Genomic DNA, 25,993 nt, shown 5'->3' on the forward strand with positions numbered 1-25,993 from the left:
ATAACTATGTGTCACGTCTATTTCATTGATGATGAATCCGATCTGAGAATGGCTATTGAACAGAGCTTTGAGCTCGCCGATATTGATGCCGAATTCTTTCCCGATGCGGAGTCTGCTCTACTCGCGATTCAAGAGAACGGCTTACCTCACGTCATCATCACTGATATCTGTCTACCGGGCCTTTCCGGGCATGATCTGCTCAACACCGTGATGCACAAAGACAAAGAGATCCCCGTGATTATGATTACTGGTCACGGCGATATTTCGATGGCTGTACAAGCGATCCAAGATGGCGCCTATGACTTCATCGAAAAGCCGTTCGCCAATGAACGTCTAATCGAAACCACCAAACGAGCAATAGAAAAACGTCAACTCACACTCGAGAATCTTGAATTGAAGCGCTCTTTAAAGGCCAGTAAAGCGCTTGGGCCGAGAATCATTGGTGACACGCAATCAATGACCGACCTGCGTTCTATCATCACTCATGTGGCAGATACTAACGCTGACATTTTACTCTTTGGTGAAACTGGCACAGGCAAAGAGTTGGTCGCACGCTCTCTACATGAACAAAGCAGCCGGCGAGAACAAAACTTCGTCGCCGTCAATTGCGGTGCGGTACCTGAAAACCTGATAGAGAGTGAACTGTATGGTCATGAGAAAGGTGCGTTCACTGGCGCAGAAAGCAAGCGAGTGGGTAAATTTGAATTTGCTCAAGGCGGAACTCTATTCTTAGATGAAATTGAGTCCATGCCGATGCAGGCACAAATTCGCCTGTTGCGCGTCTTACAAGAGCGCGTTATTGAAAGGGTTGGCTCAAACGGTTTAGTGCCTCTCGATATTCGAGTAATCGCCGCAACCAAAGTCGACCTAAAAAAGGCGGCTGAAGAAGGCGTTTTCCGCCAAGACCTCTACTACCGACTCAATGTCGTCACCTTGGATTTACCGCCGTTAAGAAGCCGTCAAGAAGATATCCCTGCACTTTTCCATCACTTCTTACTGGTCGCTGCTGCACGTTATGGCAAGACAGCACCAGCACTTCCACAAAAGGAGCTGCACGCGCTTTTAGCCCATGATTGGCCGGGAAATGTACGAGAATTGCGTAATACAGCTGAGCGGTTTGTACTTTTAGGTAAGCTTTCTCACTTATCAGACAACACCAATCAAGTCACTCAAGAACTGTCTTTGGCAGAACTGGTGTCTAACTTTGAGAAAAACACGTTAAAACAAGCGCTTATTGAATGTAATGGCAGTATTAAACAGACTATGGATAGACTGCAACTTCCACGTAAAACCCTCTACGATAAAATGCAAAAACACCAACTAGTTAAAGAGTCATACCGACAGAGCGAAAACTAAATTAAATTTGGGAGCAAGATCACCTATACTGATTTCACAACAGGATGTTATGCAACCAAGGTGGTAAGGAGGTCATTATGGGTGAGAAAACAAAAGTTCCCTCGATCACCGATACGTTTGAAATTGACGGTATTTTTTACACTGACAATCATGTCAACTTAGACACTCCAGAGTTAGAGGCAAAAAGAGCGCTGTATGAGCCGATTGATTCTGGCTCTCGATATGGAAAAATCATTGATGAGGAGGTTTAGCCCTCCCCATCACTTCGCTATGATTTCACTCTCTATTTCGTGATGATCTCCGGCCCCATCAAGGTAGTCGGTAACCATGTTGATACCCAAGGTACGTAGGTCACGATAATCAGGAATAAGAACATCACGCCAACCCATGGCAGTGCGGCTTTTACTACGTTCATCATCGACATCTTCGCGACCCCTGCGGTCACAAACAAGTTGAGCCCCACAGGCGGTGTGATCATCCCTATCTCCATGTTCACAACCATCATGATACCTAGGTGAATAGGGTCGATGCCCAGTGCAATTGCAATTGGGAATACCAACGGCGCAACGATGATCAGCAAGCCTGATGGCTCCATGAACTGCCCACCAATCAAGAGTAGAACGTTCACCACAATTAAGAAGGTGATCGGACCTAAGCCCGCAGAAAGCATAGACTCAGTGATCATCTGAGGAATGCATTCTTCGGTTAGTACATGCTTAAGAATCAGAGCATTGGCAATGATAAACAGCAGCATGATCGTCAGCTTACCTGCATCATAGAGCGTGTCTTTGGTATCTTTATGAAAGAAGGTTTGGAACACTTTAACCAAAGCAGGCTTTGTATTCTTCTTGTCCGCAAACGGCCCCATATCTTTATAGATAAAGTTGGCAATAAAGAACGCGTATACCGCTGCAACAGCTGCCGCTTCCGTCGGTGTAAAGATACCGCCGTAGATACCACCCAAAATGATGACAATCAGTAGCAGACCCCAACTTGCGTCTTTTGCTGCTGCGAACATCTCACCCCAGCCCACAAACGGCTGTGCAGGAATCTTCTTAATACGTGCTGCAATGTAGATAGCAATCATCAACATCACACCCGCCAACAGACCAGGAATAACGCCACCGAGGAACATACGACCTACAGATACATCCGTCGCCGCAGCGTAAACAACCATAACAATTGACGGTGGAATCAAAATACCCAAAGTACCCGCATTACAGATAACCCCTGCCGCGAATTCTTTTGTGTAGCCGTTTTTGATCATACCAGCGATAACAATACTACCGATTGCTACTACCGTTGCTGGAGACGATCCAGATAACGCTGCGAACATCATACATGCCACAACCGACGCCATCGCTAAACCGCCGCGGAACCAGCCGACCATTGCGATAGCAAAACGGATAATACGTTTCGCCACACCACCAGTTGACATGAAGCTGGAGGCCAAGATAAAGAAAGGGATCGCTAAGAGTGTGTAGTGGCCTGCAAATGCGTTGAACAACGTTTGTGCGACTGAAGCTAATGACGCATCTGAATGCATCAATAAGAATATGACGCTCGATAAACCAAGGGAAATCGCAATTGGTACACCGACCAACATGAAAGCAATTACCATTAAAAATAGAAATAACATTGCCATGATTAGTCTTCCTTACCGTTAGATTTTGTACCCGACTCGTTCGCCTTGTTTTGCTTAGTCGAATCCAATACCGCTGTCGCGTCTTCATCAGAACCCGCTAACACATCAGCTTTCAATGCATCCAGCTCTTCTTCGGCTTCATGGCCTGCAATCATGCGGTCAAGCTTGCCCGTCGCCACTTGATAAGCGATTTGGATGAATCGGAACGTCAGCATTGCCATACCAATCGGCAGCGCCATATAAGGAATAAAACGTGGCAGTTTCTCGTATCGCTCGCCTTCATTCAGCCAGTCAGCAAGAAACTGAAGCATCTCGGGCATTGGAATATCATCGGTCTCGTACCAAGCGCGCTCAGTCGCGAACGGGTACCAGTAATTCCAAGAACCGATAAGAAGTAAGATTGAGAATGCTAGGCAGCTTGTGACGGCGATTAACGCATACACTTTACGTAGCTTTTCTGGGGCAAGGTTGATGATCACATCAACGCCAATGTGGAAGTGTTTTTTAACGCCATAAGATGCGCCCACTAACACCATCCAAGCGAACATGAACACAGTCAGTTCTAGTGCCCACAAGATATTGCCATTGAATGCGTATCTGAATACAACATTGGCAAAAGTAAGTAGCGTCATTGCGCCAAGGAAAAATGCGATTAATGACTCTTCAATCACATCTGTAACTCTTCCGACTTTGGAAAAAAAAGAGGTTTCCAGTGCTGATTCGCTAGAATTTGGTTGTTCCATTTGAGGATTATCCATAATTGACTCCGCTTATAGTTATTTTAATAAGGAGTGGCGAAATGCACGCCACTCCCTTAGCGGTGTTATTGGTTTGAAGCTAACGCTGCATCGATAAGGTCTGAACCGATGTCTTTTTCAAACTTCTTCCATACTGGTTGAAGTGCAGCTACCCATGCTTCACGCTGTTCAGGCGTAAGTGTACGAACCTCACCACCGGCTTCGATGATGTTATTTTTGTTCGCTAGGTTAACTTTTGAAGATTCTGCATTACGTGTTTCAGAGACTTCTTGAACGATAGTGCCAAGCTGTGTACGTACATCTTCAGGTAGGTCTTTCCAGAAGTCGTTTGACGATACAACTAGGTAATCCAAGATACCGTGATTGGTTTCAGTTACGCCGTCTTGTACTTCAAAGAACTTCTTACCGTAGATGTTTGACCATGTGTTCTCTTGACCATCGATAACCTTAGTTTGCAGGCCACCATAAACTTCTTTGAAAGACATCTTCTGTGGGTTAGCGCCTAGTTGTTCAAACTGAGCCACCAATACGTCTGATGCTTGAACACGGAATTTCAACCCTTCCGCGTCTTCAGGGTTGATAAGAGGCTTATTCGCCGACATCTGTTTCATGCCATTGTGCCAAAACGCTAGACCTTGAAGGCCACGACGCTTCATCGCATTCTTCAGTTTTTCGCCAGATTCTGAGTTTTGGAAACGGTCAACGGCTTCTACGTCTTCAAATAGGAAAGGAAGGTCAAAAATGCGGTATTTCTTAGTGAACTTCTCAAATTTAGACAACGATGGCGCCGCCATTTGAACATCACCATTTAACAGGGCTTCCAGTACCTTATTATCATCGTAAAGTGTTGAGTTAGGGAAAACTTGCATACAAGCTTTGCCATTCATTTCCGTGTTTACTCGCTCTTCCAGTAAAGAAGCGGCAATGCCTTTCGGGTGCTTATCGGTATTGGTTACATGACTGAATTTAATCACGATTTCACCTGGATCACAGTTTGCAGCAGCATTAAAACTTGTGAGCGCCAGAGCAGAGACAGACAGCAGGGTAAGAGGCTTAAACATTATTATTCTCCTTAGTAAACAAAACAGCCCTTCAATGGGAACTGCGTGCTTTCACTAAGGCAATTAGCGCGCCACATTGACACAAACCATTAACAACCCTTTAACCATAAGGCTTCATGATATCTGCCTGCTGCACTCGCCAACTCGCTGCAAAAATCAATGGGTGGGAAATGACACATAGAATATTTGTAAATGGGTGGGAGTTGACCAACGTATCACTAATGGATACGACCGAATGAGGTCTGACCAAGAGCCACATTGCCGATGATGCCTTGAAGTAATTTCGACCTATCCTGTAGAGTGCTGCACAACTTAGTCAGATTTACAGCCCCACTACTTACCAAGAGTTGATACCAATGAGTCAGATCTACCATCACCCAGTACAAATTTACTATGAAGATACCGATCACTCAGGTGTGGTTTATCACCCTAACTTTCTAAAATACTTTGAGCGTGCGCGCGAACATGTGTTGGGTAGCGATAAACTGGCGGAATTGTGGAACGAGCACGGACTAGGTTTTGCGGTCTATAAAGCCAACATGACTTTTCAAGATGGGGTTGAATTCGCTGAGATCTGCGACATCCGAACCTCTTTTGAACTCGATGGCAAATACAAAACGCTATGGCGACAAGAAGTGTGGCGTAAGAATGCGACCAAGCCTGCTGTGATTGGTGATATTGAAATGGTCTGTCTTGATAAAGACAAGCAACTGCAGCCAGTACCCGCTGAAGTATTAAAAGCGATGCTTGGAGAGTCGAGCTAACTTCACCTCACCAAGCTAGCTTAAAAGAGGTGAGACGACGAAAAGGTTCTCACCTCTATCTGCATGGGTAGCAAATTTCCGCCAAGTGTAACCGCAAAGCGATACTGTTCGTCCAGCCGCCCTAAGCAACACTGCCAATCTGTAGAACTATCGGTTTTCTCAGTAACATCCAACCCAACTCCACTGTATATGCTGATTTCACCATGCAATCTAATTTCATCCTGCAAGTTTGGTTGAAAATCCGAAGCGTGAATTGGCAATGTTTGCTCCGTCAGATTGGAGAATTTGAACGAAAAGCTTCGCAACGATGTGGCTAGCCCCTTACCCGTCGCTTTGATGTACGACTCTTTCAACGCCCACAGATCGAAAAAACGCTCTCTCTGTTCTTCTTTGCTGAGCTCAAGTAAATCCGCCAATTCTTTATCTGAAAAGTAGTGCTTCATGATCGAGTCGATATTGGTCGAACTTCTTGCGTGTTCAATATCAACACCCAATTGAACTTGCTTCCCTTCTCTCTGGCAAACTGCAATCAACAAATGTTCTTTGCTATGACTAATATTGAAATTTAACCCCGTCTTGAGTTGCTGTTTGGCGACTAAACTTGGCTTTCCTTTCTCGCCATATTCAAAGCGCCACGCTTCAGGCATCAAATCAGCATAGCGAGACAGCACCTTTCTTAGGTAATTTCGAACATACAGAGCCTGAATTTGAGATGAGGGCATTCGATAGCGCTCAACTTTAGCTATCTCATCGGCTGTCAGTCTCTTTTTGAGCTGCGATACATTGTCTGGCTGGTCATTTAAATTACTCAGAGAACATAGCCACAAATCAACAACGGAAGTTTTCATTTAACTCGAACTCACTTCTAGAAATCACTCTTCAAAACACGATTGGAACAACCAAATCGAACAAATTTAACTCATCTATGATTTAAGTGAAACCTAGAGAATACGGGAGGGAAACACCCTTCATATACGGGCTTAAAACCAATTTCTCAAATAATAACAAATTAAAACACAGATCACACTTAGCCTTGCACAAGAGGCATCCATTAAATGTTACTTACAAAAACATGACATAGATCTCACCAAATCAAAATATAGAGTAAAAACACTAAATAACAACTCATAACCATTAATTATCAACAAGTTAATGAAATTGAAAATGCAAAAATCAAAACCATACCAAATTCATCTGGTCTGAACAGATCATAGTGGCCTCTCGGAGCATTGTATCAATAAGTCACCTCGGGTAGCCTGCTCAACCATTAAACAAATTCACACGTTTTCTTTGCGGTTACCGACTTTTCATTTAGTCAGACTTTGAACAGGATTTTAATGGACATCGCCTCAACATTTGAATGCCACCGTCGCGCATGAAACACCTCCCCTACTCTCGTAAGTCATCGCACTTCGAAAGCCTAATTTCTATCTGGTTGCCGCCACTCAGCAACCTGAATTTTCAGCTGCGCTTCCCTAAATCTGTTTCAGATTTTCTTTCTTTAATTTTAAAAGCGCAGCCTCAAAACACGACATCACTTTCTGTGATTTCTAGTGGAGACTCATAATGAGCCAACCCGAGACAAATACACCGGAATCAGTCGACGATTCTCGACTGAATAAACGCCTTAAAGACATGCCTGTTGCAATCGTTGGTATGGCGAGCATGTTTGCGAACTCTCGTTACCTGAATAAATTTTGGGATCTTATCAGCGAAAAGATCGATGCGATTACTGAAGTACCAGATACGCACTGGCGTCCAGAAGATTACTACGACTCAGATCGTACTACGCCAGACAAGTCTTACTGTAAGCGCGGTGGTTTCATCCCAGAAGTGGACTTCAACCCTATGGAGTTCGGTCTTCCGCCAAATATCCTAGAACTGACTGATACGTCGCAGCTGCTTTCTCTGATCGTTGCAAAAGAAGTACTTGAAGATGCCAAGCTGCCTGAAGGCTACGATCGCGATAAGATCGGTATCACGCTCGGTGTTGGTGGTGGTCAGAAGATCGCTCAAAGCCTAAATGCTCGTCTGCAATACCCTGTTTTGAAAAAAGTCTTCAAGAGCAGTGGCATCAACGACGAAGACAGCGAAATGCTGATCAAAAAGTTCCAAGACCAATACATCCACTGGGAAGAGAACTCATTCCCTGGTTCATTAGGTAACGTAATTTCAGGTCGTATTGCTAACCGCTTTGACCTTGGTGGCATCAACTGTGTGGTAGATGCTGCGTGTGCAGGTTCTCTAGCCGCAATGCGCATGGCTCTGAGCGAGCTGGTTGAAGGCCGCAGCGAAATGATGATCACAGGTGGTGTGTGTACTGATAACTCGCCAACCATGTACATGAGTTTCTCTAAAACACCTGCATTTACCACCAATGAAACCATTCAACCTTTCGACATCGACTCAAAAGGCATGATGATTGGTGAAGGCATCGGTATGGTTGCTCTGAAGCGCTTAGAAGATGCAGAACGCGATGGCGACAGAATCTACTCAGTAATTAAAGGTGTCGGTTCTTCTTCGGATGGCAAGTTCAAGAGTATTTACGCACCTCGCCCTGAAGGACAAGCAAAAGCACTAAAACGTGCTTACGATGATGCTGGTTTCGCACCGCACACGCTTGGCCTTTTAGAAGCGCATGGCACAGGTACAGCGGCAGGAGATGTTGCTGAATTTGGTGGCTTAAACTCGGTATTCAGTGAGAACAACGAAGAGAAGCAACACATTGCGTTAGGCTCTGTGAAATCTCAAATTGGTCACACTAAATCAACCGCGGGTACTGCAGGTTTAATCAAAGCTGCACTAGCACTGCACCACAAAGTACTGCCGCCAACGATCAATGTATCAGCTCCGAATCCTAAGTTAGATATCGAGAACTCACCGTTCTACCTAAACACACAAACGCGCCCTTGGATGAAACGCGTCGACGGCACACCGCGCCGTGCAGGTATCAGCTCATTCGGTTTTGGTGGCACTAACTTCCACGTTGTATTGGAAGAATACACACCAGAGCACGCTCGCGGTGACAAATACCGTCAGCGTCAAGTACCACAAACTCTGTTATTCAGCGCGGAATCTCGTCAAGCACTGATCAATGAACTCAAGCAGGTTTCAACTCAAGCTGCAGACGCTGCGTTCAAACTGGAAACGCTTGCTAAGCAACACGCTCTACGTGAAGTTGATGCTAAGCATGCTCGTCTTGGTTTAGTCGTGACTGACCAAGCAGACCTTCAAGCGCAACTGACTCAAGCGATTTCTATGCTTGAGAGCCAAACCAAAACACATTGGCAGATGCCAAACGGCACTAGCTACCGTGAATCGGCACTGATTGCTGGCAACGGCGCAGGTAAAGTGGCAGCGCTATTTGCAGGTCAAGGTTCGCAATATCTCAACATGGGTCGCGAGCTTGCTTGTCATTACCCTGAAATGCGCCAACAGCTTGCTCAAGCGGATCAAGTATTTGGTCAGCACAAGAAAACGGCTCTGTCGCAAATTCTGTTCCCAATTCCAACCTTCACACCAGAAGCAACCAAAGCTCAAGAAGCTGTGCTAACCAACACCGCCAATGCGCAAAGTGCAATTGGTACTGTGTCTATGGGTCAGTTCGACATCATGACTCAAGCTGGCTTCAAAGCAGACATGGTTGCAGGCCACAGCTTTGGTGAGCTAAGCGCATTATGTGCATCGGGTGTTATCTCGCAAGACGATTACTACCAGCTAGCTTTCGCTCGTGGCGATGCAATGGCTGCAACACCTGAACAAGGTGACAGCGGTACTATGTTTGCGGTCATCTTAGACGCAGACAAACTTCCAGCCGTTGAAAGCTGCATCAGCCAATTCGAAGGCGTGAGCATTGCCAACTACAACGCTCCGACTCAACTGGTTATTGCAGGTCCAACAGCGACGGTTCAACAAGCAGCTCAAGCGCTAACAGAACAAGGCTTCAAAGCGATTGCTCTGCCTGTTTCCGGCGCTTTCCACACTCCACTTGTTGCTCACGCTCAAAAACCGTTTGCTGCTGCAATTGATAAAGCTTCATTCAGCGCTCCAACGCTGCCGCTTTACTCAAACGCAACGGGCAAACTGCACAGCAAAGACGCTAAAGCGATCAAGAAAGCATTCAAACAGCACATGCTGCAATCGGTTCGTTTCAGCGAGCAAATTGAAGCGATGTATGAAGCTGGTGCGCGCGTATTCGTTGAGTTCGGTCCTAAAAACATTCTTCAAAAGCTGGTTGAGAAAACATTGGCTGATAAGAACGAAGAGCTTTACGCAATCAGCATCAACCCAAGCCCTAAAGGCGACAGTGACCAACAGCTTCGTTTAGCTGCGGTTCAACTGTGCGTGGCAGGTGTTTCATTAGACAACATTGACCCTTACCAAGCTGACATTGCTGAACCTGCAAAGGCATCACCAATGAACATCAAGCTGAATGCAACCAACTACATCAGCCCTGCTACTCGTAAGAAAATGGATCAATCATTGGCTTCGGGCAACGTCACCGAAAAGACTGAGATTGTTGAAGTGAAAGTTGAAGTCGAGAAAATCGTGGAAAAAGAAGTGATTAAAACAGAAATCGTTGAAGTACCTGTAGCTGCTCCTCAAGCTTCAAATGTACAACCGTCAGTTGCTCCAGCACCAAGTGTGCAAGTAGCAACAGCAGCTCAGCAGCCTCAAATGGCGCAACCTGCACCAGCGACTATTCAGCCAGCAGCTCAAGTAACAGTTGATGAATCTTCACTGCAATCGTTCTTCAATGCTCAACAACAAGCAGCAGAAGTACATCAGCAATTCTTGGCGATTCCTCAGCAATACGGTGACACGTTCAACACCCTAATGTCTGAGCAAGCGAAAATGGCAACAGCAGGCGTAGCAATTCCAGAGAACCTGCAACGCTCTATGGAAATGTTCCACCAGCACCAAGCTGAAACGCTAAAAGCTCACGCTCATTACCTAGAGATGCAAGCACACAGCAACAACTCAGCACTTAATATGCTGACGCAAGGTTCAGTACAAACGGCACAACCAACCTTCGTTGCTTCTGTAAATGCTCAGCCAGCGATTCAAGCGACTCCAACAGCTATCGTTCAACAGCCTGTAGCTCAAGTACAGTCGGCTCCTGTACAAGCTGCGCCAGTTCAAGCTCAGTCTGTTCAAGCAGCACCGGTTCAAAATACAACAGCTCAGCAAGCTCCAGTACAGAAAGCAGCTCCTGCACCACAAGTAGCCGCTCAAGCGGCAGCGTCTGTTGCAGCTCAACCTGTGCCAGTTAAAGCGCAACCAGCTCCTGTGGCTGCACCAGTAGCAGTACAAACAGCCGACGCTGAAAAAGTGATGCTAGAAGTCGTTGCCGAGAAAACGGGTTACCCAACGGAGATGCTTGATCTAGAAATGGACATGGAAGCAGACCTTGGTATCGACTCAATCAAGCGCGTAGAGATCCTTGGTACCGTTCAAGACGAAATGCCAAACCTACCTGAGCTGAACCCTGAAGATTTAGCTGAGTGTCGTACTCTTGGTGAAATCGTCGAGTACATGAACAGTAAAAGCATGAACAGCAAGATGCCAGCATCAGCGCCTGTGGCAGCACAGCCAAGCGCAACTGCTGCTGTTCAAGCCGCTAACGGTCTTGATGCAAAAGTCGTTCAACAAACCATGCTAGAAGTGGTTGCTGAGAAGACAGGTTACCCAACGGAAATGCTTGATCTAGAAATGGATATGGAAGCAGACCTTGGCATCGACTCAATCAAACGTGTTGAGATTCTAGGTACAGTGCAAGATGAGCTGCCTACTCTTCCAGAGCTAAACCCTGAAGACTTAGCTGAGTGTCGCACTCTTGGCGAAATCGTTGCCTACATGAACAGCAAGCTTCCAGCTTCAGCTCCTGTGTCTTCACAGGCACCAATGGTTGCTCCGGCAACATCTAACAACGGACTAGATGCCGCTGTCGTTCAGAAAACCATGTTAGAAGTGGTGGCAGAAAAGACGGGCTACCCGACTGAAATGCTAGACTTAGCAATGGATATGGAAGCTGACCTTGGTATTGACTCAATCAAGCGTGTTGAAATCCTAGGTACAGTTCAAGACGAGCTACCGACTCTTCCAGAACTGAACCCTGAAGACCTCGCTGAGTGTCGTACTCTAGGCGAGATAGTCGACTACATGAACAGCAAGCTTCCAGCTTCTGCTCCAGTAGCAGCTCAAGCATCTGCACCAGCGCAAGCAGTATCAAACGGTTTAAACGCAGAGCAAGTTCAAAGCACAATGCTGAGCGTAGTGGCGGATAAAACTGGCTACCCAACTGAAATGCTAGACCTAGCAATGGATATGGAAGCTGACCTTGGCATCGACTCAATCAAACGTGTTGAGATCCTTGGTACAGTTCAAGACCAGCTACCAACATTGCCAGAGCTAAATCCTGAAGATTTGGCTGAGTGTCGTACACTGGGCGAAATCGTTGATTACATGAACAGCAAGCTAGGCGCTACTACGAGTACAGAAGTCGCTGCAGCAACTGTAGAAAGCGCGAGCAACGACCTAAACCCTGCTCATGTTCAGTCAACAATGATGGAAGTGGTTGCCGACAAAACAGGCTACCCAGCAGAAATGCTCGACCTCGCGATGGACATGGAAGCAGACCTTGGTATCGACTCAATCAAACGCGTTGAGATCCTGGGTACAGTTCAAGACCAGCTGCCAACGCTGCCAGAACTAAACCCTGAAGACCTAGCTGAGTGTCGTACGCTTGGTGAAATCGTTACCTACATGCAAAGCAAGCTATCGGCAGCTGCACCCGTAGCGACTCCAAAAGCTGAATCAGTAACGCCTATCGCAGAAACAGCGACAGCGGAACTTCCTCCACACAATGAGGTAGCGCTAAAAAAGCTACCAGCGGCAGATAAACTCGTCGATTGTTTCTCAAAAGACGCTTGTGTCGTGATCACAGATGATGGTCACAACGCCGGTGTTCTAGCAGAAAAGTTGACCGCTAACGGCATTCAAGTGGCTGTAGTGCGTAGTGCTCTTTCTGCCGCGTCACCTTTAAACAGTGAAATCGCAAGCTACACACTCAACAGCGTCGATGATGCTGGTGTCACTGCGGTTATTAACGACATCGAAGCAGACCTTAAAACATCGAACAAAGTGATTGCAGGCTTCATTCACCTACAAGCTATCGTTGATGCTAAACAAAGCAACGAGCAAGCGGTTAACTTGAATGCAGATTCAAGAGCTTCGCTAACCACTGCGTTCTTGTTCGCCAAGCACCTAAATGGTCAGCTGAATGCCGTTTCTGGTCGTAGCGTGTTCTTCACACTGAGCCGTATCGATGGTGGCTTTGGTTACCTAGATACTAAGCAATTAGCGAATGCAGAACTTAACCAAGCGGCTCTATCTGGTCTAACTAAGACACTGAGCCATGAATGGTCAAACGTGTTCTGCCGCGCATTGGATGCTGACGCTTCGATTGATGCTCGTCACCTAGCTGAAGCTATCACAAGCGAACTGTTCGATATCGATACCAACACGGTTGAAATCGGCCTTAGCCATGCCGAAAACGGTGAATCTGGTCGTGCAACATTGATTGCGGCAACACCAGGTGCTGCACAAACGAAGAACACAGGCGCTCAACTCACCAAGAGCGACAAAGTTCTCGTAACAGGTGGCGCTAAAGGCGTGACGTTTGAATGTGCACTGACGCTTGCTAAGCAATGTAAGTCTCACTTCATTCTTGCAGGTCGTAGTAAGCATATTACTTCCGCTGAGCTACCTCAGTGGGCGCAAGGCAAGCAAGAGAAAGAGCTAAAACCAGCGGCTATCGCTCACCTACAAGCAACCGGTGACAAACCAACGCCGAAGAAAGTTGATGCTCTGCTAAAGCCAGTATTGAGCAGCCTTGAAATCAACGCAGCACTTGCCGCTTTCAACGAGATTGGCGCGAGCGCTGAATACCTAAGCTTAGATGTGTCGAACCATGAGTCAGTAGCGAAAACACTGGCAAACTTCGACGACATTACAGGTCTTATCCACGGTGCAGGTGTACTGGCTGACAAACATATTCAAGATAAAACGCTTGATGAACTGAACATGGTTTACGGCACGAAAGTTGGCGGACTAGAAGCCGTTCTTGGTGGTCTTGATAGCAGCAAGCTAAAACTGATTGCGATGTTCTCTTCGGCGGCGGGTTTCTACGGAAACACAGGCCAAAGTGACTACTCGATGTCTAACGAGATCCTAAACAAAGCAGCTCTACAACTGTCAGCTCGTAACCCTCAAGCGAAAGTGATGAGCTTCAACTGGGGACCGTGGGACGGTGGCATGGTCAACGCAGCACTAAAACGTATGTTTACAGAGCGCGGTGTGTACGTGATTCCTCTTCAAGCGGGCGCAGAGCTATTTAGTTCTCAGCTATTGAACAAAACTGGCATTCAACTGCTGGTTGGCACGAGCATGCAAGGTTCTGACAACAAGGAAGCTGCTGTAAAAAAGCTTAATGCGGAGTCTGTGCATCTTGCAGAGAGTCCGCTGAATACAAGCATTACTGTGACACGTCATCTTGATCCAAAGGCATTGCCTTTCATTCAAGATCACTGCATTGCCGGTAACCCAGTGTTACCGACAGTGTGTGCCATCCAATGGATGCGTGAAGTCGCTGAGCAACTGTTAGGGCTGAACGTTAGCGTTCACAACTACAAACTGCTGAAAGGTGTGATTTTTGATACTGATGAAGTGCAAGAGCTAACGCTTGTCTTGTCTTCAGACGCTAAATCAAAAGATCAGCTAAAAGCGGTGATCAGTTGCCAAGGGCGACCACAGTATCAAGCTCAGTTGCAAGTTGCCTCTGTGCAAATGTCTGAAGATGTTCAACAAGCGTCGACAAAGCGCTTTGAAGCCAACACTTCAGCACCTGTAACAACGGCGCAAGCTCTATACAGTGACGGCACTCTGTTTCACGGACCAAGACTGCAAGGTATTACCTCAGTCGAACGCTTTGACGACTTAGGCTTATTGGCTCAATGCCAGTTGCCTCAGATTGAAAACAGCGACTGCGGATCATTTATTCCTAAGCAAGGCTTTGGCGATAACCAACCATTTGCTGAAGATTATCTGTTGCAAGCCATGTTGGTATGGGCTCGATTGAAATACGGCGCGGCAAGCCTACCGTCTGCAATCGATGAGTTTGTTTGTTACGCACCGATGCACAATGGCGACCAAGGTTGGCTAGAGCTGAGTGTGATAAAAAGCACGGCTCGTTCGCTGCAAGCTGACATCTCGCTTTACCACCAAGATGGTCGTTTAAGCGCAGTAATGAAAGGTGCCAAAGTCACCATCAGCAAGAGCTTAAATGACGCATTTTTGCCGAAGTCTAGCTCAACAGGTTCGAAGAAAGAGTCTAATAAGAACGCAGAAAAGGAGCAATTGTCATAGTGACTGTTCCTACTAATAAAGCGATGCCATTACGCATCGCTCTTTTAGCTCAGCCAGCAAACGCGGCTGAGCTTTCTGCCGACTTATCATCTTCGCTTCCTGAGATGATGACAGTTGTGGTTGGTGGCAATTTTAATCAAGCACTTACTCAAGCGATTGAGGCTGTCAGTCAAGATAGTGCTGTTAAGCTTTGTTTGGATTCTCACTCTCCATCATTGGTGATGTTGAGCGCGCTGACCGCGGCTCAAAGCAAGATTCATCCACACGCTTATCTAGCGGGTTTTGTAGATACAGTTACCGAAGATAGCGTTCAGCTTGCTCTGGAAATTGCACGCCGCCCAGCTTCAGACTTAAGCCATCAACAACAATATTCTGCACTTTCTGCTTCGCAGCAGTTTGATGAATTGTTGAATATGGTTAATGCGATATCGAGCCGTTCATTACCGAGCCATTCATTACCTAACCATTACTGGTTCACTGAGCCGAACAAAGCACGTGTTGCTGCGTTAACTTTCAGTGACGATAGCCAAAAAACCACCAGCCTGATATTGACTCAAGCGACCGGTTTGCAAGAACCAAAACCCTTGCTATCAAGCGAGCGTTTGATGTTTGTGGTTTCAGGCAACGAACAAGCCGAGTTGGTTTCTCAGTTAATCTCGTTAAGAGAAGAGCTTAAATGCGTTAACGATTCGGCGGACAGCGAACTTGCTATCGCCAGCTTGATGCATTCAAACCTAAGCCACTTTCAAAGCGTTCAACACAATGCTGGCCGTGGTGCGAACATCGTGATTCAAGCGGCTTCAATTGAGGCTGCAATACAAGAGATCACTGCGCTAGAAAATGCGTTGCCAAAAGTAATGGCTGACAATAGCCAATACAAAACTCCTGCGGGCAGTTGTTTCTCACCGAAGCCTCAAAGCGAAGGTGGCGTTGCATTTGTTTACCCTGGTGTTGGCACGGTTTATCCCGACATGTTGCGCGAATTTCACCAACATTTCCCACAGTTATTTGCTCGTTTAGAGCGCGAAGGTAACTTGAAAGAGATGCTGCAGGCAGAAAAAACCTACGCAGACGACGCGCAAGAAATGTCGCTCAGTGAATTGGCAATTGCAGGTGTGGGCAGTAGTTATCTGTTAACACAACTGCTATGTAATGAATTCAAAGTACAGCCAGACTTCGCTTTGGGTTACTCCAAGGGTGAAGCTTCCATGTGGGCGAGCTTAAATGTTTGGAAAAACCCACATGCGCTGATCGAGATGACTCAAACTAGCCCTATTTTCACGACGGCTATTTCTGGCGAGCTCACCGCAGTACGTCAAGATTGGCAACTGAATGGCGGCGAAAACATCCACTGGAACAGCTTTGTGGTGCGCAGTGATGCACAAGCGATTGAGGCTCTGCTACCAGAGTTTCCACGTGCTTATCTTGCCATTATCCAAGGTGACACTTGCGTACTGGCAGGTTGTGAAAGTACCTGTCGTGCTCTGCTCAAGAAACTGGGTAAACGTGGCATTGCCGCGAACCGTGTTACTGCCATGCACACCACGCCAGCGTTGAGCCAGCATAGCCAAGTGCAGGAGTTTTACACTCAACCACTGTTCGACGAGTTGCCAAAGCATATCCGCTTTATCAGCGCAGCAGGTCTACCGACTGGCGCACCAATCAATATCGACAGCGATAGTATCGCCCTTTCGATTGCCGACACTTTCTGTTCAACGCTGGATTTCACCGCGTTGATCCAGAGTGCGCGTCAACAAGGTGCTCGTCTGTTTATAGAAGTAGGTGCCGATCGTCAAACCAGCACATTGATCGACAAGATCAATCGTAGCGACAACGTAGCTGACCAATACTGCACAATCGCTTCCAATGCCAAAGGCGGTGACGATGTTGTCACGCTCATCAAATGCATTGGTCAGCTCATTACTCATCAAATTCCACTGTCTGTCGAGCCTCTTATTCAAGGGCTAGAACAACAGAACACCATCGCTAAGCAATTAAGTGGTGTGTCTCAAGGCAGCGCAGTGAACCATCAAGGAGAGCTAGTATGAGTTCTCAATCGAAACCATCTCAATATAAATATCAGGCTCAGAACAAACAGCAAGTGAAGTGCAATAAGATCGCGATTGTTGGTATTGCTAATCAATACCCAGAAGCGGATACGCCAAAAGACTTTTGGCATAACTTGCTGAATAAAAAAGATTCTCGCACCACATTAAGCGCTGAAAAGTTAGGTGCTAAACCTGAAAGCTATCAGGGCGTGCAAGGTGAGTCAGACCGCTTTTATTGTGATAAAGGCGGCTACATCGAAAACTTCAATTTCGACAGTAATGGCTACCGTTTAACAGCCGAGTCATTCAAAGGTGTCGACCAGAGTTTCCTTTGGGCGTTAGATACCAGTCGCAAAGCGTTAGTCGACGCTGGCATTGATCTGAATGCCGATGTTTTAGACCGCACAGGCGTGATCATGGGTGCCCTTTCGTTCCCAACCACACGTTCGAACGATCTGTTTCTGCCGATGTATCACTCGGTGGTCGAGAAAGCACTACAAGCTAAATTGGCTAATGATCAGTTTTCACTACTACCAACCAATGAAACGGCTCAAGACCTCAACCCGATCAACGGTGCTGCGGCACACAACGCCTCTAAGTTAGTCGCTGATGCGCTAGGCTTAGGCAACGTGCAACTTAGCCTAGATGCGGCATGTGCAAGTTCAGTGTATTCATTGAAGTTAGCGTGTGATTACTTGAACACCGGCAAAGCCGACATGATGTTGGCAGGCGCAGTATCCGGTGCAGACCCATTCTTTATCAACATGGGTTTTTCCATCTTCCACGCTTACCCTGACCACGGTGTGTCGGTTCCGTTTGATAGCAACAGTAAAGGCTTGTTTGCTGGCGAAGGTGCAGGTGTTTTAGTGCTAAAACGCTTAGCTGATGCAGAGCGTGATGGCGACAATATTTACGCAGTCGTCAGCGGTATTGGCTTGTCAAACGATGGTCGCGGTCAGTTCGTATTAAGCCCAAATAGCAAGGGACAAGTCCAAGCCTTTGAACGCGCTTACGAGGCTTCGAACTTATCACCAGACAGCATCGAAGTGATTGAGTGTCACGCAACCGGCACACCATTAGGTGACAAGGTTGAGTTAACCTCAATGGAGCGTTTCTTTGCTGACAAATTGAATGGTTCTAATCCGCCATTGATTGGCTCTGCTAAGTCCAACCTCGGACACTTACTTACTGCAGCAGGTATGCCAGGGATCATGAAGATGATCTTTGCGATGAAAGAAGGTGTCCTTCCTCCAAGTATTAATTTGGACAAGCCGCTATCGTCGCCAGAAGGTTTATTTGGCTCACAGACTCTACCAACGCAGGTTCAACCTTGGCCAAGTAAAGCGGGCAATCCAGAGCGCTGCGCGGGTGTTTCTGTATTTGGTTTCGGTGGCTGTAACGCTCACTTACTGCTTGAAGCGTATTCAGACACCAGTCATGTAAACCAGACTCTTGAGTCAGCGTCTCCAAGCCTACAGCCGTCTAATTTAAGCATTACTGGTCTCGCGTCTCACTTCGGTTCTCTGCAAAGCATCAATGCGCTAAGCACTGCGATTGAGACCAACAACGATGCTTTCATTGCCTTGCCTAAGAAGCGGTGGAAAGGCTTAGACCAACATCCAGAACTACTGAATCAGTTTGGTTTACACGGTATTCCAAATGGCGCGTACATCGATCAATTCGATCTCGATTTCCTGCGCTTCAAAGTGCCGCCAAATGAAGATGACCGTTTGATCTCTCAGCAGTTGCTACTGATGAAAGTTGCAGACGAAGCCATCAAAGATGCCAAGCTTGTTGCAGGCCAAAAGGTTGCGGTTTTAGTTGCGATGGAAACAGAGCTTGAGATGCACCAATTCCGTGGACGCGTAAACCTGCATAGCCAATTGGCTGACAGCTTTGCCAACATGGGTATCGAACTAACTCAAGACGAATACCAAGCGCTAGAAACCATCGCGATGGACAGTGTGATGGACGCAGCCAAGCTGAACCAATACACCAGTTTCATCGGCAATATCATGGCTTCGCGTATCTCTTCATTGTGGGACTTTAATGGTCCTGCCTTTACGATTTCAGCTGCTGAACAGTCGGTTGCTCGTTGTATTGATGTTGCACAAAACCTAATGTCGCAAGAATCGATGGATGCCGTTGTGATTGCAGCCGTCGACCTAAGCGGCAGTGCAGAACATGTGATTCTGAAGAACAGCGTAAGCCCAGTGACGCTAGCTCCAAAATTCGGACAGCTGCAAGATGGCAGTTGGAATGTCGGTGAAGGTGCAGGTGCGATTGTTCTTGTTGAAGAAAACCAAGTAGCGAGCAACCAAGATGCGGCTTACGGCAGCATCAACGCATTGGCTTTTGGTTCAAGCGAGAATAACAACGCCGTTGTTGATGAGTTACTGACTCAAGTCGGTATGAGCTCGAACGATGTTTCTCTGCTTGAGCTTAACCATGCACCAGAATCTTCATCTCATCAGTTTTCGTCTCTAAGTTTAGGGAACACAAAGACTACTCAAGCAAGTCAACGTGTGGGTCATTGCTCTGCTGCTTCTGGTATGGCAAGCCTGCTACACGGTCTGCTCAACCTGAACCTTGCACCTCTGAATCCGAATGTCAGTTCTAAGAGCGCGATTGTTGCCAACATCAGCGAAGGACAATGTTCACAGCTGCTACTAAGCCAATCGAGTGTTGAATCTCAATCACTTTCCGTTCGTTTAAGCAATGAACTGGCGAGCGATGCTAAACGTCAATTAGTTAAGCAAGTGACTCTTGGTGGTCGTGATATCTATCAACATATTGCCCAAACCCCAGTGACCAACTTGGCAACGATTCAACAGAAAGCTTCTGGTAAACAAGCAGCAAGAGTGGCGTCGGTTCCAACGACAGCAAGCATTCAAGCAGCCCTTGCACAAAAAGAGTTAGAGAAGAATGCATTAGCGCAAAACGCGATAGAGCCAGTCATCGAAACTCCTACATCAGTATCCCCTACTCTGGCGCCAACTCGCCACAGTCAGCTAACAGGTAACCACAGCAATATGACTCATGTCCTATCCGCTAAAAATGGCGCGTCTCAAATCGACGCAGCTTCACAGCAGCCGCAAAATCTAAGCCAAAACCAAGCTTTTGCTCAAAACCAGCAAGCGGCTCAACAGGTACACAAAGCATTCCTGCACACACGAGCCCAAGGCATGCAGATGGCTGATGCGTTATTAAAAGCACAGCTAAACGCAGTGACATCTGGTTTAGATAGCTCAAGTTTAGAGAACAATGCCATTTCTCAACAAACGAATGGTCAGCAAACATCAGCTCAGCCTGTGCAAGCTCAACCGGTTCAGGTTCAGTCAGTGCCAGTAAACGTACTTGCGACGCCAGCACCAGTAAAACCTATCCGTAAGCCATGTATCTGGGATTACGATGATCTGGTTGAATACGCTGAAGGCGACATCGCTAACGTATTTGGTCCTGATTACGCGATCATCGATAGCTACTCGCGCCGCGTTCGCTTACCAACCACTGACTACCTATTGGTATCTCGTGTAACCAAGCTCAACGCGACCGTTAACGAGTACAAGCCAAGCACAATGACCACCGAATACGACATCCCAGTTGACGCGCCGTATCTTGTTGATGGTCAGATCCCTTGGGCTGTTGCAGTTGAATCTGGTCAGTGTGACCTAATGCTGATCAGCTACTTAGGCATTGATTTTGAAAACAAAGGCGAGCGTGTTTATCGCCTGCTTGATTGTACGCTGACCTTCCTTGGCGACTTGCCTCGTGGTGGCGATACACTGCGTTACGATATCTCAATCAACAACTTTGCTCGCAATGGCGACACATTACTGTTCTTCTTCTCGTACGAGTGTTTCGTTGGCGACAAGATGATCCTGAAAATGGATAACGGTTGTGCGGGCTTCTTCACTGATGAAGAGCTAGCAGACGGCAAGGGTGTGATTCACACTGAAGACGAAATCAAGGCTCGTAAACTTGCAACTAAGCAACGCTTCGACCCTATGCTGCACTGCCCTAAAACGCAGTTTAACCACCAAGAACTGCGTCATCTACTGACTGCCAACATTGCAGAGTGTTTTGGTCCAACTCACCAATCCAATAGCCACCAGCCTTCTTTGTGCTTCAGCTCAGAGAAGTTCATGATGATCGAAAAGGTTAGCCGTGTTGAACCGCAAGGCGGCACATGGGGACTTGGTCTGATTGAAGGTCATAAGCAGCTAGAGCCTGAGCACTGGTACTTCCCTTGTCACTTCAAAGATGACTCAGTAATGGCTGGTTCTTTGATGGCAGAAGGTTGTGGTCAACTACTTCAGTTCTTCATGATGCACCTTGGCATGCACACGCTTGTTCAAAATGGTCGTTTCCAACCGCTTGAAAATGCGCCTCAACAAGTACGTTGCCGTGGTCAAGTGCTACCACAATCGGCAGAACTGACTTACCGCATGGAAGTGACTGAGATTGGTCTAAGCCCTCGCCCATACGCGAAAGCTAACATCGATATTTTGCTGAATGGCAAAGTGATTGTTGATTTCCAAAACTTGGGTGTGATGATCAAAGAAGACGACGAATGTACTCGTTATCTGCCTTCTTTAGAATCAGCTGTCGCGACCCCTGTTATCGAAAGCTTGGACCATAAAAGCTTGGGCCATACACCAGCAGTGAACCAACAGGCTTCAGCGAATGCACCATTGATGGCACAAATTGAAGACCTAGAAACGGCGCCTAACAAAGGTGTGGTTCCTCTTCAACATGTGGAAGCTCCGGTAACTCCAGATTACCCGAACCGTACACCCGATACGGTTCCGTTCACGCCTTATCACATGTTCGAATTCGCGACTGGCGACATCGAGAAATGTTTCGGTCCTGATTTCTCAATCTATCGTGGAATGATCCCACCACGTACTCCGTGTGGCGACTTGCAGCTAACCACTCGTGTCGTAGAGATTGATGGCAAGCGTGGCGACTTTAAGAAGCCTTCATCGTGTATCGCAGAATACGAAGTGCCAGAAAATGCATGGTACTTTGATGAAAACAGCCACCAGACCCTAATGCCTTACTCGGTACTGATGGAAATTTCACTGCAGCCAAACGGCTTCATCTCTGGCTACATGGGAACAACACTGGGTTTCCCAGGTGAAGAACTGTTTTTCCGCAACCTAGATGGCAGCGGCAAAGTGTTGCGTAACGTCGACTTGCGCGGCAAAACGATTACCAACGATTCTCGTCTGCTTTCAACCGTAATGATGGGCACCAACATCGTACAGAGCTTCAGCTTTGAACTGAGCACCGACGGCGTGCCGTTCTACCAAGGTACAGCGGTATTTGGTTACTTCAAGGGCGCAGCACTGAAAGATCAGCTTGGTTTGGACAACGGTAAAGTAACTCACCCTTGGCACGTTGATAACAACCGCACGCCGGATGTAAACATCAACCTACTAGACAAAACGGCGCGTTACTTCAATGCACCCGTTTCAGCTACTGGTGAAGTGCAAGAGCATTACCAACTGGCTGGCGGTCGCTTGAACTTTATCGATACGGTGCAGATCACCAGCGATGGTGGTAAAGACGGTCTGGGTTACCTATACGCTGAGCGTACGATTGACCCAAGCGATTGGTTCTTCCAGTTCCACTTCCATCAAGATCCGGTAATGCCAGGTTCTCTGGGTGTCGAAGCGATCATCGAGCTGATGCAAACCTACGCGCTAAACAAAGATCTTGGTGCTGGCTTCCGCAATCCGAAGTTTGGTCAAATCCAATCTGAAGTGAAGTGGAAATACCGTGGTCAGATTAACCCTCTAAACAAACAGATGTCTCTGGATGTACATATCACTGCGATTAAAGACGAAGACGGTAAACGTATCATCGTTGGCGACGCAAACCTGAGCAAAGATGGTCTGCGTATTTACGAAGTGAAAGACATCGCAATTTGTATCGAAGAAGCATAAGCCTGACACGGGACTAGGAAAGAAATAATTATGACAACTCAAACCACTATCAATAACGAAAAGCTATCTCCGTGGCCTTGGCAGATTAAAGAGAGCACAACTCACTTTGATAACGCAGCAATGTCGACAATTTTGAAAGATTTAAGCCTTGCTTGTTACGTAGTGAACCACCCAGAAAAAGGCTTAGGCGTTAGCCAACAAGCAGAGATTACATCGGGCGATTCAGCAAGTTCAGCGAACAACCAACCTGTTAGCGCATTTGCTCCTGCTCTTGGTACACAAAGCCTAGGCGACGAAGATTTTCGTCGCTGCCACGGCGTGAAATACGCTTACTATGCAGGCGCAATGGCAAACGGCATTTCATCTGAAGAGTTGGTGATTGCGCTTGGTCAAGCAGGCATTCTTTGTTCATTTGGCGCAGCGGGCTTAATCCCGTCTCGCGTTGAACAAGCGATCAACCGTATTCAAGCAGCACTGCCAAACGGCCCTTATGCGTTTAACCTGATTCACAGTCCAAGCGAACCCGCACTAGAGCGCGGCAGTGTTGAACTATTTTTGAAGCACAAAGTGAAAACCGTTGAGGCTTCAGCATTCTTAGGTTTAACACCGCAAATCGTTCACTACCGTGCCGCTGGCCTTAGCCGCGATGCACAAGGTGAGATTCAGATTGGCAACAAGGTTATTGCTAAGGTAAGCCGTACTGAAGTCGCGAGTAAGTTCATGCAACCAGCTCCAGCTAAAATGCTGCAAGCTCTAGTTGATGAAGGTCGAATCACAGCAGAACAGATGGAACTAGCACAGCTAGTTCCTATGGCTGATGACATTACTGCAGAAGCTGACTCTGGTGGTCACACGGATAACCGTCCGCTAGTAACACTGCTACCAACGATTCTAGCGCTGAAAGAGCAAATCCAAGCACAGTACCAGTTCAAAACACCACTGCGTGTTGGCTGTGGTGGTGGTGTAGGCACGCCTGACGCTGCGCTAGCGACGTTTAACATGGGTGCGGCATACATTGTTACTGGTTCAATCAACCAAGCGTGTGTTGAGGCTGGCGCGAGCGAACACACTCGTAAGCTGCTTTCGACAACTGAAATGGCTGACGTGACGATGGCTCCGGCGGCAGACATGTTCGAAATGGGCGTGAAACTGCAAGTGGTTAAGCGTGGCACCTTGTTCCCAATGCGTGCCAACAAACTGTATGAGCTATACACACGTTACGACTCGATTGAAGCGATTCCAGTTGAAGAGCGCCAAAAGCTAGAGAAGCAGGTATTCCGTTCAACACTGGATGACATTTGGGCGGGAACTGTGGCGCACTTTAACGAGCGTGACCCTAAACAGATTGAACGTGCTGAAGGCAACCCAAAGCGTAAGATGGCGTTGATCTTCCGTTGGTACTTAGGGCTTTCTAGCCGTTGGTCAAACACCGGTGAACAAGGTCGTGAAATGGATTACCAAGTATGGGCTGGCCCGGCACTTGGCGCATTCAACGCCTGGGCGAAAGACAGCTATCTAGATGATTACCAACAGCGTAATGCCGTTGATCTTGCTAAGCATCTGATGCACGGTGCTGCGTACTTAGCTCGTGTTAACCTGCTGACCTCACAAAGTATCAAGCTTGATCCGGAACTAGCACGCTGGAAGCCGACGCAAAGAATGGCTTAAGTGCCGAGTAGCTAGCTAAATTTTACCAAATAAAAAAGCGACCTTAATTAGGTCGCTTTTCTTTGAATCATCGAAATGTCATTGCAGTCGTTGGTTATTTGATCGCTTTATTTAGCTTCTCGCCAACCACATCTAAACGCCAACCTTGCATAACATCTGGCAGCTTTTCAGGATTACGATCGTACTTCCAAATCCAGCTTAACACTTGATTAAGTTGCTTCTTCGACGCCAAAAACTCAGTCGCTAAACCACTGTGTTGCGATGCTGTTTTCACTTCATCTTTCAACACTTTGAAGAGTTGCTTGTAACCTGGGTAGTCCATTAGACGTTCTACTGGCGCAGGGTATTCTTCTTCTGGCGTATGCTCAGCTAACTTAACGATTGAACTGATTTTAGCGCCATGGCGACGTACAGAGCGGTAATCAAAACCTTCTTGCTCCATGTGCTTAGGGTCTTTCATCGCAAAACGCGCTACTGCCCATAAGTCTTGCTCTTTAAAGACAAAGTTCAGCGCTAAATCGCGCTTGATTGCTTCTTTTAGACGCCAAGTGGCTAAAGGTCGTAAGATCGCTAACTGTTGAGGCTTTAGCTGCCACGCGCCTTTAATATCAAGGTAAGCGTTATCTGGGTTTGCTTTACGGATGCGCTTAGCCACTTGTAAATCAGACTCTTGCTGTGCCGCTTCCCACCAGCCCGCTTCCATCACTTTTTCTAGAAGCTTGTTGTACATTGGCATCAAGTAGTGAACGTCTGCTGCTGCGTAGTCGAGTTGTTTTTGAGAAAGCGGACGCGCTAGCCAGTCGGTGCGAGATTCACTCTTATCTAGGTCAACGCCTACAAACTCTGAAACGAGAGCTGCAAAGCCAGTTGAAAGACCATGACCTAAGAAGGCTGCCATGATCTGCGTATCAACCATTGGCGTTGGCGTACAGCCAAATGCGTTCTGGAACACTTCTAGATCTTCGCCACACGCGTGCAAAACTTTGAGCACTGAAGTGTCTTTCAACAGCCCAACAAACGGGGTCATTTCATCAAGAGCAATAGGATCAATCAGTGACAGCGTTTCACCATCAAATAACTGAATTAAGCCTAATTGAGGGTAATAGGTTCTTGTACGAACGAACTCTGTATCAAGCATAACAACATCGGCTTCACGTGCTTGTTGGCAAACTCGCTCAAGGTCTTTCACTTGGGTAATGATTTGATAATCCACAAAAACTCTCACTGATTTTACTTTGATCGCCGGATACAAAAATGCCGACATTAACTGTCGGCATTCTAACACCATTTTTCAGCGCTCGCTTAGATTAAGCGCC

13 protein-coding genes are annotated in these 25,993 nt (G+C 47.0%); 8 read left to right on the forward strand and 5 right to left on the reverse strand.

The features are described 5' to 3' along the window. Positions 1 to 6 precede the first annotated feature (6 nt). Together AB6C75_RS05615 and AB6C75_RS05620 are read left to right on the forward strand one after the other, a co-directional pair. On the forward strand, positions 7 to 1,356 hold the full coding sequence (locus AB6C75_RS05615; RefSeq protein ID WP_372107239.1) for a sigma-54-dependent transcriptional regulator: 1,350 nt from the start codon (positions 7 to 9) through the stop codon (positions 1,354 to 1,356). Positions 1,357 to 1,433: 77 nt separating this feature from the next. Next, positions 1,434 to 1,607: a hypothetical protein gene (locus AB6C75_RS05620; protein ID WP_017101579.1), complete on the forward strand. Its 174-nt coding sequence runs from the start codon at positions 1,434 to 1,436 to the stop codon at positions 1,605 to 1,607. A gap of 32 nt (positions 1,608 to 1,639) precedes the next feature. Here the strand turns inward: AB6C75_RS05620 and AB6C75_RS05625 are convergent, their stop codons facing one another. The 3 genes from AB6C75_RS05625 to AB6C75_RS05635 form a co-directional block, all read right to left on the reverse strand. Beyond that, positions 1,640 to 3,001 carry a TRAP transporter large permease gene (locus AB6C75_RS05625; RefSeq protein WP_372107241.1) on the reverse strand — a complete coding sequence of 454 codons (1,362 nt, stop codon included), beginning with the start codon at positions 2,999 to 3,001 and terminating at the stop codon, positions 1,640 to 1,642. Positions 3,002 to 3,003: 2 nt separating this feature from the next. Continuing rightward, positions 3,004 to 3,759: a TRAP transporter small permease gene (locus AB6C75_RS05630; RefSeq protein ID WP_017076776.1), complete on the reverse strand. Its 756-nt coding sequence runs from the start codon at positions 3,757 to 3,759 to the stop codon at positions 3,004 to 3,006. Positions 3,760 to 3,824: 65 nt separating this feature from the next. Next, positions 3,825 to 4,820: a TRAP transporter substrate-binding protein gene (locus AB6C75_RS05635; RefSeq protein ID WP_372107243.1), complete on the reverse strand. Its 996-nt coding sequence runs from the start codon at positions 4,818 to 4,820 to the stop codon at positions 3,825 to 3,827. 356 nt (positions 4,821 to 5,176) lie between these two features. Between AB6C75_RS05635 and AB6C75_RS05640 the strand changes: the two genes are divergently transcribed. Beyond that, the gene (locus AB6C75_RS05640) at positions 5,177 to 5,584 is read left to right on the forward strand and encodes a thioesterase family protein (RefSeq protein WP_016795211.1); all 408 of its coding nucleotides are present in this window, start codon (positions 5,177 to 5,179) and stop codon (positions 5,582 to 5,584) included. Between the two features lie 20 nt (positions 5,585 to 5,604). On the opposite strand, the gene AB6C75_RS05645 is transcribed toward AB6C75_RS05640, so the two are convergent. Further along, entirely contained in the window at positions 5,605 to 6,432 is an 828-nt protein-coding gene (locus AB6C75_RS05645) for a 4'-phosphopantetheinyl transferase superfamily protein (protein WP_372107245.1), read from the reverse strand. Positions 6,433 to 6,959: 527 nt separating this feature from the next. Between AB6C75_RS05645 and AB6C75_RS05650 the strand changes: the two genes are divergently transcribed. The 5 genes from AB6C75_RS05650 to pfaD are packed head-to-tail and all read left to right on the forward strand — an operon-like array spanning position 6,960 to position 24,677. After that, complete coding sequence (locus tag AB6C75_RS05650; RefSeq protein ID WP_372107247.1) at positions 6,960 to 7,151, forward strand: hypothetical protein; 192 nt, start codon at positions 6,960 to 6,962, stop codon at positions 7,149 to 7,151. Continuing rightward, the gene (locus AB6C75_RS05655; protein WP_372107249.1) at positions 7,151 to 15,010 is read left to right on the forward strand and encodes a phosphopantetheine-binding protein; all 7,860 of its coding nucleotides are present in this window, start codon (positions 7,151 to 7,153) and stop codon (positions 15,008 to 15,010) included. Before AB6C75_RS05650 ends, AB6C75_RS05655 begins: the two co-directional genes overlap by 1 nt. Then, positions 15,010 to 17,058 carry a PfaB family protein gene (locus AB6C75_RS05660; protein WP_372107250.1) on the forward strand — a complete coding sequence of 683 codons (2,049 nt, stop codon included), beginning with the start codon at positions 15,010 to 15,012 and terminating at the stop codon, positions 17,056 to 17,058. Before AB6C75_RS05655 ends, AB6C75_RS05660 begins: the two co-directional genes overlap by 1 nt. Next, positions 17,055 to 23,009 (forward strand): beta-ketoacyl synthase N-terminal-like domain-containing protein, encoded by a 5,955-nt coding sequence (locus tag AB6C75_RS05665; protein ID WP_372107252.1) that lies wholly within the window; start codon positions 17,055 to 17,057, stop codon positions 23,007 to 23,009. Before AB6C75_RS05660 ends, AB6C75_RS05665 begins: the two co-directional genes overlap by 4 nt. 30 nt (positions 23,010 to 23,039) lie before the next feature. Further along, positions 23,040 to 24,677: an eicosapentaenoate synthase subunit PfaD gene (pfaD, locus tag AB6C75_RS05670; protein WP_372107254.1), complete on the forward strand. Its 1,638-nt coding sequence runs from the start codon at positions 23,040 to 23,042 to the stop codon at positions 24,675 to 24,677. Between the two features lie 94 nt (positions 24,678 to 24,771). On the opposite strand, the gene rnd is transcribed toward pfaD, so the two are convergent. After that, on the reverse strand, positions 24,772 to 25,890 hold the full coding sequence (gene rnd, locus AB6C75_RS05675) for a ribonuclease D (protein ID WP_032500282.1): 1,119 nt from the start codon (positions 25,888 to 25,890) through the stop codon (positions 24,772 to 24,774). Positions 25,891 to 25,993 lie beyond the last annotated feature (103 nt).

Origin of the sequence: Vibrio sp. 10N.237.312.B06, from assembly GCF_041464685.1 — a bacterium.
Classification (GTDB): Bacteria; Pseudomonadota; Gammaproteobacteria; order Enterobacterales; family Vibrionaceae; genus Vibrio; species Vibrio tasmaniensis_A.